The organism is Bacteroides thetaiotaomicron VPI-5482 (assembly GCF_000011065.1).
Classification (GTDB): domain Bacteria; phylum Bacteroidota; class Bacteroidia; order Bacteroidales; family Bacteroidaceae; genus Bacteroides; species Bacteroides thetaiotaomicron.
The window spans coordinates 2,222,040-2,236,121 of the sequence record NC_004663.1; the positions used below are offsets into that span (position 1 = coordinate 2,222,040).

Annotated in this window: 9 protein-coding genes; 3 read left to right on the top strand and 6 right to left on the bottom strand. The window is 43.0% G+C overall.

The window, feature by feature from the left end:
* Window positions 1-3: 3 nt before the first annotated feature.
* The 4 genes from BT_RS09020 to BT_RS09035 all read right to left on the bottom strand — a co-directional run bounded on the left by BT_RS09020 (window position 4) and on the right by BT_RS09035 (window position 8,963).
* On the bottom strand, window positions 4-2,868 hold the full coding sequence (locus BT_RS09020) for a glycoside hydrolase family 3 N-terminal domain-containing protein (protein ID WP_008767763.1): 2,865 nt from the start codon (window positions 2,866-2,868) through the stop codon (window positions 4-6).
* Between the two features lie 66 nt (window positions 2,869-2,934).
* On the bottom strand, window positions 2,935-3,843 hold the full coding sequence (locus tag BT_RS24900) for a family 43 glycosylhydrolase (RefSeq protein WP_307836712.1): 909 nt from the start codon (window positions 3,841-3,843) through the stop codon (window positions 2,935-2,937).
* Between the two features lie 2,071 nt (window positions 3,844-5,914).
* A complete protein-coding gene (locus BT_RS09030; protein ID WP_008767761.1) occupies window positions 5,915-6,760 on the bottom strand; it encodes a patatin-like phospholipase family protein in 846 nt (281 codons plus the stop codon).
* Window positions 6,738-8,963 carry a cation:proton antiporter gene (locus BT_RS09035; RefSeq protein WP_011107975.1) on the bottom strand — a complete coding sequence of 742 codons (2,226 nt, stop codon included), beginning with the start codon at window positions 8,961-8,963 and terminating at the stop codon, window positions 6,738-6,740. Before BT_RS09035 ends, BT_RS09030 begins: the two co-directional genes overlap by 23 nt.
* Before the next feature lie 186 nt (window positions 8,964-9,149).
* Here BT_RS09035 and BT_RS09040 point away from each other — a divergent pair, with 186 nt between their 5' ends.
* Window positions 9,150-9,671 (top strand): hypothetical protein, encoded by a 522-nt coding sequence (locus tag BT_RS09040; RefSeq protein ID WP_008763266.1) that lies wholly within the window; start codon window positions 9,150-9,152, stop codon window positions 9,669-9,671.
* 83 nt (window positions 9,672-9,754) lie between these two features.
* Here BT_RS09040 and BT_RS09045 read toward each other — a convergent pair whose 3' ends face one another.
* Together BT_RS09045 and BT_RS09050 are read right to left on the bottom strand one after the other, a co-directional pair.
* Window positions 9,755-10,960, bottom strand: a complete 1,206-nt coding sequence (locus tag BT_RS09045) for a hypothetical protein (protein WP_011107976.1) — start codon at window positions 10,958-10,960, stop codon at window positions 9,755-9,757.
* Window positions 10,957-12,294: a DUF4270 family protein gene (locus tag BT_RS09050; protein WP_011107977.1), complete on the bottom strand. Its 1,338-nt coding sequence runs from the start codon at window positions 12,292-12,294 to the stop codon at window positions 10,957-10,959. Before BT_RS09050 ends, BT_RS09045 begins: the two co-directional genes overlap by 4 nt.
* 197 nt (window positions 12,295-12,491) lie before the next feature.
* Between BT_RS09050 and BT_RS09055 the strand changes: the two genes are divergently transcribed.
* Window positions 12,492-13,580, top strand: a complete 1,089-nt coding sequence (locus tag BT_RS09055; protein WP_062695911.1) for a Kelch repeat-containing protein — start codon at window positions 12,492-12,494, stop codon at window positions 13,578-13,580.
* Entirely contained in the window at window positions 13,573-13,914 is a 342-nt protein-coding gene (locus tag BT_RS09060) for a DUF4907 domain-containing protein (protein WP_011107979.1), read from the top strand. Before BT_RS09055 ends, BT_RS09060 begins: the two co-directional genes overlap by 8 nt.
* The last annotated feature ends 168 nt before the right edge of the window (window positions 13,915-14,082 follow it).

Here is a 14,082-nt window from a genome sequence, read left to right on the forward strand (position 1 = left end):
GTACTACATAGACACCATCTTGTATTTGGTCGTAAACGCTACAGGCTGCTTATTCTCTTTTGCCAGCTTGAACGGAATCAGTTTTTCTTCACCTGCTCCCAGTTCATAATGAACGGCATCTCCCACTTTCTTACCATCCACAAACATTTCCACCTTACCGATATCCATCAACGTACCTGTATTTTTCACACTCACCCACACTGTCTTCTGATTCTTGACAAGGTTCTCTTCTACCTTGGACACAGCAAGATCGAAATTGGCACCAAACTCATGTGTATAATTAAGCATTCCCGTGACGCCTTTCTTGTTATCACTATAGCCTACACTATGTTTGATCTCATTTTTAGCTACGTAATCGGGACTCATTCCGCCTACCATGATTTTGAACTCTCCTTTTTCCACGACTCTGTCCATCCGGTCATTGAGCAATGAAATATCATATGGAGTCATTTCAAACGAAACAGTCTTCGATTCTCCCGGCTGCAAATGAATACGGGCAAAGTCTTTCAATTCCATAACACGGGTTTTCACACTGGCATACATATCCGTCACATATAGCTGAGCGACTTCATCACCCGCACGGCTTCCTACGTTCTTCACTGTAGCCTGAACTTCCACATTGCCATTCGCCTTTTCCTGTATTTTCAGATTAGAATATTCGAACGAAGTGTAGCTGAGTCCGAATCCGAAGCGGTAGAGAGGATAATATTCCATGTCTACATATTCGTAACGGCGTCCTGAAGTCTTGAAGTTATAATACAAAGGAAGTTGTCCTACGTGACGCGGGAATGTCATCGGCAGGCGACCGGCAGGATTGTAATCACCAAACAGTACATCTGCCATAGCCGGACCACCTTCTTGTCCCGGCAACCAGTTTACCAAGATAGCCTTGCACATTTCGGATGCTTTCAGAATATCATAAGGACGGCCTGCCTGAAGAATCAGTATCACCGGTTTTCCGGTTGCACAGACTGCTTCCAGCAACTCCTGCTGTTTGCCCGGAAGGATTAAAGTCGCCCAGTCGTTATTTTCTCCACATGTCTTACGGACATCATTGGTCGCTTCACTGGTAGAGCAGTCACCCAGTACCATAATCACGACATCTGATTGGGAAGCTGCCTTCACAGCTTTCGGAATATTGGTTTCGTCCGGATTGGTAAAGTCACATCCTTGTTCATAAAGAACTTTGGTCTGCTTGCCCACTGCGCCTTTGATACCTGTCAATACCGATTTCAGTTGTCCCGGAAGCAATTTCGGAGTGTAATCGCCCGGCTGCAGGTCATCTGCACCGGGACCCAGTACCGCAATCGTACGCAGTGTCTTTGACAAAGGAAGAAGATTGTCTTTGTTTTCCAGCATTACAATTGATTCACGTGCCGCCTGACGTGCCATTTCCTTATGGCTGTCCGAGTTCCATCCCGGGTATATTTTCTTCCAGTCCAGTGGTTTGCAAGGATTCTTTTCAAAGAGTTCGTTGCGGAACATCGTACCCAGCATCGTACGGCATACATTGTCCAGATCTTCCATATTGATACGACCGTCTTTTGCCGCCTGAATCACTTCTTTATTATTGTAAGTATCACCGCAATTGGTCGCAATGCCGGCAGCCAATGCCTGATTGGCTGCTTCAATCTTATCTTTTGCCGTGTAATGTTTACGGGCTGTCAGATTTCCGATAGCGCCACAGTCACTGACGATGAATCCATTGAATCCCCATTCCTGACGCAATATCTGTTGCAGCAGTTCTTTGCTCTTGGCAACCGGAACTCCCATATAATCGGAATAGGCCATCATCAAAGACTGGCAGTCATAATTACGGATCGCATGACGGAACGGAACCAGATGAATCTCGCGCATTTCACGTTCGGACAGTCCTATATCATGTGAGTCACGTCCACCCAACGGGGCACCATGTCCACCGAAATGCTTGGGAGTAGTAAACAATCCTCTGGACTGGTATCCTTTGATCCATGCACCTCCTATTTGTGACACCAATACAGGGTCTTCTCCAAAGGTTTCTTCACAGCGCCCCCAACGTGCATCCTGTGCAACGTCCAACACCGGCGACCATGCCTGTTTTGTATTGGCAGCCACTGTCTCGTCTCCGATCACCATAGCCACTTCTTCCGTCAGCTTCCTGTTCCAGGTAGCTCCCATCGCCAAAGCCTGAGGGAAGATAGTAGCACCGCTACCATAAGAGAAACCATGCACCGCTTCTACCTTTGTGATAGGAGGCACGTACAAATGAGGAATACCGGGAATGCCCCATCCTTCACGGATCAGTTCCATTTTATCCTCCGGCGTCATCACTGCCAACAAACTTTCCACCCGTTCTTCTACTGGCAGTGACGCATCCATATACCGACGGTCAGTTACTTTTCCCTGACTGTCCGTCAATACCTTTTCTGCCACAAGAACCGAAATTTCTTTCAGAGAGAAAGGTTTATCCAACTTTCCCGACTTAAAATTCAGCTTGACGTGTGCACCGTATTTAGGAGTGAATTTGACTTTCATCTGTTTGTCGCTCCCTTCGATCCGGTAGTTCACGGGAGTTCCCAGATTCATGGGGTCATAAGTGACAAAGATATCCAGTACTTCTTTCAGTTCATTCTTATTGATACCCTGCATCTGAAGGTCCAGTTCACAAACATCTCCGGGCTGCTGAATGGTAAACATCAGCCATTGTTCAGCCTTTAGTGCCTGAGAAGGGATTGTCCACATCGTTTTTACATTCCTGTCAAAGGCTAAAGCAGCATTTTCCGCATTTGCAGAAGCAGATACCGATAATATATCACTCTGTTGCTGTGCCATTGCTACCGAACATGACAATAACCCTACTGCCAATATCCATTTCATTTTGTTTTTCATGCTATGTTCGTTTTTCAACTATTATAAGGATTCTATTTATCAATTGCCTGTGTATGGATCTATCTGTTATTTAGTTTGCTTCACCATTTTTATAGTGCCGTCCGGATTGTAGTACAGTTTGTCCACACAGATAGAGCGCAGCCAATCATGACCGGACAATGCACTGTTGTGATAGAAAGAATACCATTGTCCCTTGAACTCGACAATAGAGCCGTGGTTGGTATAACTATCGGTGGGTTCCATGTAAATTCCCTTGTATTCCCAAGGCCCCAAAGGCGAATCACTGATGGCATAACACATTCGGTTATGCTTTTCTCCGTCGTCGTGATTATCAGAATAAGACAAGTAATATTTTCCGTTATACTTATGTATCCAGGTCGCTTCGTGGAAGTCTGAAAGTCCCTCCATAGTCCGCATGGGCCCATCCAGTTCTATCATATTATCTTTCAGTTTGCCACCTTTGCAGGTACCACCGCCACCATTGTAGATATAGGCCTGTCCGTCATCGTCCACAAATACACAAGGATCGATCATCGGATCCATTCCCTCAATATATCCCTGTACTTTGAATCCCTCCGCAGGCTTGTCACTGGTAGCTACACCGATCTCCCAGCTATCATTCCAGTCTGTTTCGCTGGGATGAGGGAAGTAGAAATAGTAGGTGCCGTTTCTGTAAGCACAATCCGGAGCCCACATAAAACCTCCTTCTTTCCGTCCCCACGGCACTTGGTCGGAACTCAGGATTTCTCCATGATCCGTCCAGTTAATCATATCATCAGTCGAGAATACATGATAGCGGTCCATCAAGTCACATCCACGCGGAGGAGCAATGTCATGAGAAGCGTACACATACAATCTGCCATCTTCCCATACATGCGCTGACGGGTCAGCGGTATACATATGCCGAATAAAAGGATTCGGACTTTTCGTATCCAGCTTTGCACTAAATGCCACAGCTTTTTCCTTTCTTAAAATCTTAGCGGCTTCTCCCACCAATTTCAAATAATGATCGCTTTCCACGCCTTCTTCAAGGGGCACAAATGTACTTTTACCTACGGGAACCTTCTTAGCACATTTAAAGATGGCCGTCCCTTCATCTATTTCATCAAACATAGCCACGTAGATCATTTCAGCACCCGCCCGAATGGCTCCCATCAATTGCGTCCAAAGGAAAGAACCTTTATTGCGGGGAATAAACGAATTATGATCTTTCCCCTTCAGATTTCCCCATGAGAAACCGGGGAAGACCAGCGGAGCATAATCTACCTGATTCTTCTTTGCCCACTGAATATCTTCTTCCACCAGTTTCTGATACTTGGGATAAGTCGTTTCATTATAACGCCCTACAAACCAAGGCATCATGATATCACATTTTCGGATAAGCTCATGCAGGCGGGGATCTGATTCTGTGTCCCCATTCAGTGTACGCCACTGCGTAGGTACTCCAAGCATCACACTGAATCCCTGTGACTTCAAGCCGTCAATAATATGAGCGGCTTCTTTCAGCCCATAGCGACGATTATCATTAAATCCGACTCCCCAAACCGTAACCAGCGGTTTACCATTGTGATACAGATAAGAGGGGTTCTTTGCATGGTCTTTTAAAGAATAGCGTTCTGCTATTTCTGCTATGTCTTTCAGCAACAACTGCTCTTCTCCCGGTTGCATGCCGCTCAGGTCGTACATCACACAGATAGCCCGTTCGTATTTATTGGCAAATTTCATCGCTGAATTCAGTACTTTATTAAAGTGTTTCAATCCGCTTTCGTTCCGTATCTCCGTAATAAAACGCTGCATAAATACTCCGTCCAGTCCATACTCCTGCATCCATTTAAAATGTACATCAACCGTAGATTCATCATGAGAAGAAAAAACATAAGCCGGTTTACCGTCAGCAAAGGAAAACTCAGTCTTATAGAGTTTCTTATACTCCGACACTTCAGGCCAAAGGTCTACCGAGCATGACCCCGGACGAAAACCATTACGTCCATTATAATGATGCCAACCACGGCCCGAGCCGTCACCAGGGGTGTTGAACCACCCCTGATAACCTGCCATGACCAATCCTTTGTAAGAATTATACTGTTTCCCACCGGATTGTGCCATCACCCCTATTGAAAACAATAAACACACCAACAACCAATCAAACCTTTTTACCATGTTATTCTTTTATTTTTCATGTTATGTTATTACGTCTGCCAAAAAATATTTTTCAGCAAAGTAAAGGGGCATCCCTTAATAAATACCACAAAAACGAATTAATAATGACTTAAAATCGAATTAATTGAAGAAAAAGAAGAGTATTCGTAGAAATATTATACAGAAATATATAAATATCACAGATATAGTCCGCATTCTTCGTGCAGACTATCAGCCAAACAGGGCATTTATTATTTATGCGAATCAGTAGTTGGATTTTGTTCGTTTTCGATTCAGATTTGAATCAACCGCCGATTCGCATTAATAGCTAATAAAGCGAAACTAAGAATTAAGTCCGAAGATTATTCTTCTCCTGACCTCGTAAGGAACTCAGTTCAATGACACAAAAAGAGAAAGGAAGTAGTGTAGCGATAATTCATCGATTTACTTAGAAGATACAGAACTTTTCAACATCAGCACCAACATCTGTACGAAAGACATTGACTGATTATGCAGTAACTCCCGATCATTTATTAATAAATTCTTTCACCGTTTATTATAAACGTCCCCCAAGTTTATTATAAACTCGAATTTCGAACTTGCTGCAAGAAATATCAATTTTAGGCAACAAAAAGGGCCGCAATTCCCATAAAGAATCGCAGCCCTTAGCTTGTACCAGATTATCTGACAAGCATTACCCGAAGTGGGAATGCCTGCAATCTGTTATTATATAATACTTATTATCGCTCATTTTTCGTCTATATTATCAATGTTATTGAATTTTCTTCCGGTTTCTATTTACAAATATACAACATAAAAAGCGGTTTGTCAAGTCCTCCATGCTTCTTTCATACATCTGATTACAAATCGTACGGTTTTGGTTCAACTGCTGATTCACATTATTTACTTAAAATTCAAACAGATTTCTTGCGCAGTCGTATCCTTCCTCATAAAATTCCGTCAGTTTCTGTACATCCCGTTCAATCCGGTCCACCATCACCGGTTTCTGCGGACGGATAACGATGATCTTTCCTTCATCTTCCATCTGTTCCACCATTTCCAGCTGTTCATTGTAAACTGCACACCGACGACTCAATGCTTCACGCAACTTCGGATATTTCCGGTACACAAACGATGGAATACGGATATCTTTCGTGTCTTTCCGGTAACCACGATTACGGGTAAGTATAACCACATTACGGGTGTAACCGTCCGCAATAGCTCTCTGCAAGGGAATAGAGTCTACAATGCCCCCATCAAGCATCGGAACACCATCCACATAAGTGACAGGACAAACAAAAGGCAGGCTACTGGATGCCCGGACAATATCAATCACACGGCTTTTATCCCGTTTCTCTTCAAAATAGTTGGCTTCTCCTGTCATACAATTCGTGGTTACCATCACGAAACGTTCGGGAGAAGCAAAGTATGTATCATAATCATAAGGAAGAATATGTTCGGGAAATTCGTTGAAAAGTAAATCAAAGTCGAGAATGTTACGCTTCCTGAGCAGATGTTTCAGGCCGATATAATTGTATTTCTCCAGCAGGTCAATATTACTGAACTTGGCACGACCACGCTGACGGGATGCATACGACAAGCCGTTACAGGCTCCTGCCGATACCCCGATCGCATAAGGAAAACGAATATCATGATCCATTAAATAGTCAAGTACCCCACAAGTGAATACTCCCCGCATTCCGCCTCCTTCAAGTACTAACCCCGTATGTTCATCCAATTTCAAGTCTTTCATTTTTTTCTCCCTTATTCTTATTCCGACGAATAACCAGCAATGATGACAATTCCCGCATCACAAGCTCATCCTCGGATAATTTTGTATAGGAAAGATGGCTCATTACCAGCAATCCATCTCTCTCTTTGGTTACTAATTCTTCTACTCCTGCAAACCATACCACTACTATCTGATCAGCATAATGAGCCAACAAGTCATCTATGCACTGATGAAACTCTTCATCGTCCGTTTCAAAAAGGAAAAGGCGCACCGAATGACCGTTTTGCAACATTATATTCAGATACGAAAGTAGGAATACATCAATCATTCCTCCCAGAACAAAGCTAACCAGTGCTCCTTCCCGATAATTACGATTCACAAATACGGCAACAGGACATTTCACCTGTTCCATTATGTCATCAATCTTATCACGGAAGAGCGTCAGCCATAAAATAGCTCCCGGAGTTCCCGGCATTTCGGGACGGTAATGGCTACCGGCTCCTAAAAGCAACATATCAGGATGCTCTTTGCGAATAAAATGAATCATCTCCTGTACCAGCTTATCCGTCACCCGATAGTGATTGTCCACCTGAATATTCAGTTCGACAGCTCTTTGGTTGAGTAAAGCAAAGCTTTCGCTTTCATAATGCTGGGCATCCAACGGATTCAAATCCGTACCCACTGTATAATGCGCTGCAATCACATGTTCTTTCTTCAACTGCTTCCCGAATAACAAATCATAAATGGAAAGCAGACTGCGCCCGGACTCCGGGCGACCAAAACAAAATATAAGTTTGCGCTTCAAAGATAACTTTTCTTCCCGATGTACAAAGAAACGTTCGACTAAATGTAGCAGCGGAGTGGTCATAAAGGTTGTAACTAGCGCCATAATGACCAAAATTACGAAAATAGACGGGGGAAGAACTCCCATTTCGTAACCAATATTCAATGCCACCAACTCCATCAATCCGCGCGTATTCATTAAGGTACCCACTGTCAGACTATCCTTCCATGACTCACCCACCAGACGGGCAGCTATGGCACAGCCACCGAGCTTACCGACTATGGCCACTGTCACCAGCAGCAAACACACCATCCACAACTCCGGACTATTGATCAGACCTATCTCCGTACGCAAACCTGTGAAAGCAAAGAATAACGGTAGGAAGAAAACCAAAGAAATGTCTTCTACCTTTTCCATCATCACCTTTCGGAAACCCAGATTCGACGGCATCACCACTCCTGCCATAAACGCTCCGAACAAAGCATGAATACCGATAATCTCTGTCAGACAGGAAGAAATGATCAGAATCAACAGGATAAATGCCACAAACGTTTTATTGATCGCCTCCTTATTGGCATACACCTCTCCCACCTTTTTCAGAAACGGACGCACAACCAAAAACATGACTGCAATATACGCTACAGCCAATCCCACAGAATAGAGAGCACTGGCAAAGCTACCTGCCTTTGAAATAGCAATAACAACAGCCAGCAAACACCAGGCAGTCACATCATCATTGGCAGCAGAAGCAATCGCAAGAGTCCCCAAAGGAGTTTTGGTCATATTTCGTTCCTGAATGATACGCGCCAGCACGGGGAAAGCGGTAATACTCATGGAGATGCCTATAAACAAGGCAAAAGGCAGAAAGGGAGTATGATCGGCGGCATACGTTTCGTAAATCCAGTAAGAAGACAGGATACCCAGAAAGAAAGGTACTAAAATACCGGCATGACTGATCACCAGCGTTTCATTTATCTTATTTTTCAGCACACTGAAGTCCAGTTCCATACCGATAACAAACATGAAAAGGATCAGTCCGACCTGACTCAGCAATTCAAGATTGGTCAGTGAATGGACAGGGAACAGGAAATGAAAAGCTTCCGGGAAAAAAAGCCCCAAAACAGAAGGCCCCAAGACAATACCGGCTACGATTTCTCCAATCACCCCCGGCTGCCCGATAAGACTAAACAAATAACCGAAAAGACGCACCATCAACAACACGGCAATAATCTGAATAAGTAACGTCGTCAGCGGATGATGCAGATTATCTTGCATAAATTGTAGAAACATGGCAAAAGGCCCGTCTTGTACCGTGTTTAACGTGTTCGCAGCATGATGTGAAAACCTGTCGCCCTCTTCAATAGCAACATAAATCAACCCTCCAAACAGAAGGAGCATAAGTACATAAATAATATAATTCTTCCGGGCTTTATTCTGCATAAACTTGTTTTTTTGCTATTTGTTGCATAATTATAATAAAAACAAACGAAAAAGGCAGATAGTTTGGCAAAAATAGTAAATATTCAAACAAAATCTTGTTTTTTTGCTTCAATCTATGTAACTTTAGGCTAGCTTAATTGTTTTAAGTAGGAAATTCAAAAAAAGTCCTGCCCGCAGGCAAGCACCATGAGAATACAGTTTGAAATTAAAGAAAAGTTGCCGGAACTCATTGAGGAAATCCTGCATTCTGACAAATGGCAAACTTCCGTGAAGGAAGAAATCAGCGGTCGGACGACCGTCGTGATCCGTGACCAAGCGTATGGTTCAGAAGCAACGATTGAGATTTACGCTCAATCCATCGAAATCAAAACCGCATGGTCAAAGTACTTCTATCGTATATTCGTTGCCAACGATCTTGTCTGGTGTGAATATAACGGTGCCTATCGTGGACTATTGGAACAAGTGCTCCTGCCCACCATCACTCCTAAAGAAAGCCTGCTTGATTCTGATGTTACTGAAAGTTCACTTTATGGACGTGAACATAAGAAGTTAAGAGAATATGCCGAAGACAACCTGAAGCTGAAACAATTCCGCCGGGAAAACTTCAACGAACAGAGGAATGGAACCGCAGCATTCGATCATCCTAAACGGGTTTATGATGAGTTTATAAAAGAAGACTATGTAGTGACACCGAAAGGCAATAAATAATAGAAAAGGGTACCGCTGAGGGTACCCTTTTCTATATTATAAATGCTCTCCCTATCCGCCAGATAAAGAAAACACCCCGCCAGTTACTTCAATTTTGCCTTATAAGTCTTTTCCGAGAAAGTCAGATTCAGAAAAAAAGAAAGTTTCTGCTCTTTAAATCTCCCCGAATTCACCTTCAGTTGATCTGTATATTTCACTCCTAAAGAAAGCGTACTGCGGCTACGAAACTCAAAATTAAGTCCGGTACTCAGATAATAATTCGTTGTCGTCTTATCATGCACTGAAATATATGAGTTGCCCATACCTGCTCCAAGCAATAAGCGTACCGGTTTACTATAAGGGTTCCCCAATGTATAGCTGCCTCCCAACATCAAACGATGTTGATTACGAAAACTTATACTGGAATGCGAAGACTCCAGCCGGCTCCAGTCAACAAATTTATAGTCGATGGAAGCCATCCAGCGCAACGTAGTATAAGACGCTCCGAATCCGATAAACTGCGGCAAACAAGTACGATACTTTTTTCCTTTTTCTTCAATGCTTCCGCTGGAACTGCTACTGCTCACCACATGATCATTATCCTGCATCAAGTCTTGAGAATATCCATATACGACTCCTGCTACCGCCGAACGGTAATGATCCAACTTATAGGTATACTGTAATCCGAAATCGGCATAAATCGTATGTTTATGCGAACTATTACTTTCTGTTGCACTCCCTTGAGTTTCTGTTTGTGAAATACTTCCTCCCACATAAGAAAAGTTTGCACCCAGTGAAAGCCCTTTCCACAGTTCGTGCGCAACGCTGATACCCATTTTGGATAACCCTCCCTCACCTTGGAAAAGTGAAGTCACCGTACTTCCGTCCGTACCCGCCACATCCTGATCGAGCGAGATGGCATACCCTACACTACTGACAGGAGCCATAAAAATAGCTCCATACCAACGGGGGGCTATACGGAATCCAACAGCCAAATTATTAAGATTACCATTCAGAGAATGATTGCTCGCTCCTGACTGTGAATATTTCAGATAAGACCCGCTGACACCCAAATCGAAAAAGAAATACTGCGGCAATAATCCCGTTAAAGAAGCCGGATTGGCACTATTAATCACATTTTCTCCACGCAATGCAATGCCGACTCCACCCAAACCGGAATAAATTCCGCCTTCTCCGGTGGACAATTCACCGAGTCCGAACATGGAAACCGGAGAACTCGTCATATTTTGGGCAGCTACATTCAATAAGTTCGCACCTAGTATAAGGATAGATAAAACTCTTCTTTTCATTTCGTATATGTCTTATAATAAATAGTGAGTGATACATTATTATCATGGTCATTCACAGGGTGTTTGCTATCTCCCAGCACCACTCCCTGAACGGTATTATAAAAAGCATTGTCAGAGAGGAATATTTGCAGTTTCTCACGGCTCTCCCCCGCTGTCCCCAGATTATTCTGAATAAACGAGGTGATATCAAACGAATAGTGAGTATCTTCATAATAGACATTATCTTCCACCAGGCTTCCCGTTTGTACGGTATTTCCCGAGATGTCAGTAATGACACTCTGAGTGGCGTTATTCTGGTCTGCCGTATAAAGAGACAACGATTTCGGTAATGGATACTTTCCGTTATACGTACCTTTGATAGGATATAGCTTGAGTACTGCACTTTCAATGGAAACAAGCCTTCCGGTCTGATTCAGATTATTCAGATAGGGAAATTCGACATTGATATACATACCGGTCAGCCCTTGCAGATACACCTGATGTTCGCTCTCGGAAGAAGGCAGTTCATAATCTGTTCCTGCCTTGAGATTCTCCAAAGGAGTATTAGTACGGTCATGTTCCACCTTGGTGTAGTTCAGTGAAGTGCTGGCATTGAACACTAAGGTCTGTTCCGTAGGCTTCTCTTTCAGTTCATGATAATAAAGGGTAATACAAAAACTCGAATCGTTCACCTGAAAGCCGTTAATGCACGTCCCGTTTTCATCGGGAATAAAAGCTATTCCTTTGAAGAAAGCCCGGAAACGATCCTGAGACTCCATACATTCATCATCTTCCAGCATTAAATTAAACCACTTCTTTCCCCATTCGTCAGGCAGGCGCGTTTCATGTAACTCGTTCCGATAGCCGGGTGTAGGACGTATAGAAACAGAACCAAGATGATTATTCTGATTATAGCTAACGTTGGTCTTATTAAACAGGTAACCGTTATCTTCCAGAGAGAGTCCTTGCGATAAACTATATAAGTCAATACGATGATAGACCAGTGTATCCCCCAGATAATCCCCGGAAGTATACCATTTGAACGTGATAGAGTCAAACTGATAGTCAGTAGTCTCATTAAGTGAATGAGAAGGTACTTGATATTCTGCATAAAACGAAGTTTTTATTTCTCCGTAAAGATCATCCTTAAATCGCCCGATCTGACAGATCGTATCTCCCGAAGTTGCCAGAGAATCGGCTAATAATGTGCTCAGAGTCACCATACATGTATCTGTCACTACATTTATAAAAGAACTCTCTACCCATTTACTTCCAATGGAAGAAGATTCATCCCTACAGGAGAATATTGTACAAAATAAGAGTAATGAATAAAAAAGTGTAATGAATAGTCTCATAATGAATATTATTTTTGAGTTGCAAAGGAACCCCTTTAGGAAAGCATCCCCAAAATTAATCGACTATTTCCCGCTATTTATAGACTCGGTTTTGTTCGATAGAGAAAATAGGGCTATTTGTCGATATCTTTTTTCTTCAACCGCATTGATAACTACATTTGCCCCAAGTTTAAAACGTAATAAAACGAATGGAAATAATGAAAAAACTACAACTGTTATTAGTGTCAATAGCTATGCTATCCATGTTCTCATGTTCAGATGATGATGACGACACATTAGGTGTGTGGTATCGCCGTTCTGATTTCGATGGAAGGGCAAGAGAGGACGCAGCCGGATTTGTGATAGATAACCGGGGATATTTGTGCGGTGGATATCGGGGAAAAGACCAACGGGAAAGAGACTGTTGGGAATATAATATTGATAACGACTGGTGGACGCAATGTGCCGACCTTCCCGAAGAGGCGGCGGCCCGGAACGGGGCTGTCGGATTTGCGATCAACTCCAAAGGATATGTGACTACGGGATATACCGTATACAGAGACGACGATCCATTACATACCGGAGGATATGCATATTTAAAAGATACGTGGGAATATGAACCGGCAACGGACACCTGGAAACAGATGGATGACTACCCCGGAGATGCCCGGATCAACGCCATAGCCTTCGCTATCGGTAATTACGGTTATGTAGGCACCGGTCAGTCTAAAGATGATAAACAGACCAAGGACTTTTACCGCTTTGATCCGACAGCCGCTTCCGGCAACCAATGGACTATCGTCAACGGATTCGGCGGTCAGAAAAGAACCGGCGGACTCTCCTTTATTATCGATAATGTCGCCTACATTGTCGGAGGAACAAATAATGGTAAGGATGTCGATGACTTCTGGAAGTTCGATCCCAGCAAAAGTGAAGAGAACAAATGGGTACGTCTCCGGGACATTACAGACCAGAGCAGTGACGATTACGATGACGATTACAAATCAATCACCCGTACCTACGGCTGTGCTTTTGTCATAGACGATCAGGCATACATCACTTTAGGGCAAACAGCCTCCGGTAGTTTCCGAAGTAATTACTGGATATACGATCCTGCTAAAGACTTATGGCGCAGCAGTGAAACGGAAGATGATTTTGACTACACTCCTTTCGAAGGAAGTTCACGCATCAAAGCGGTTTGTTTCGCTACCGGCAGACGAGGTATTATCACTACCGGAGGCAGCAGCAGCTATTATTATGACGATACATGGGAGTTACATCCATATGAATGGGAAGAGAATGACTAAGAGAAAGATACTCGGATGCTCTGTTGCAGGAATATTGATAGTAATCGCTTGTCTGTCTTTTTCCAAAACATCTTTTTCTAAAACAGATTCTTCTGCCTCTTCTTTTTCAATGGAAGTGATTGAGGTAAACGGAGGATACGGCTATCAAATATCTCACAATAATCATATAACGATTTTTCAGCCTTTCATACCCAGTATTTCCGGTAAAAAACCTTTCATGGAGAAAAGGGATGCCGAACAAGTCGGACAGTTAGTAATGAAACGGATGAAAAGCGGAGAGAATTATACTGTTACTCTAGATGATTTAGAAAGTCTCGGGATCAAAATAAAATAAATGTAGAAAGAGGAAAAGGTGATCACATACGATTGCCTTTTCCTCTTTTTGTATAGTAAAGAAGGTGGGATACAGCATTTTCTACTCTTTTTTTATGCAAAATCTATGCAAGAATATGGAATTCCTCCAAGGAATCCATATCTTTGTAACCAAAACAATTTAATATTA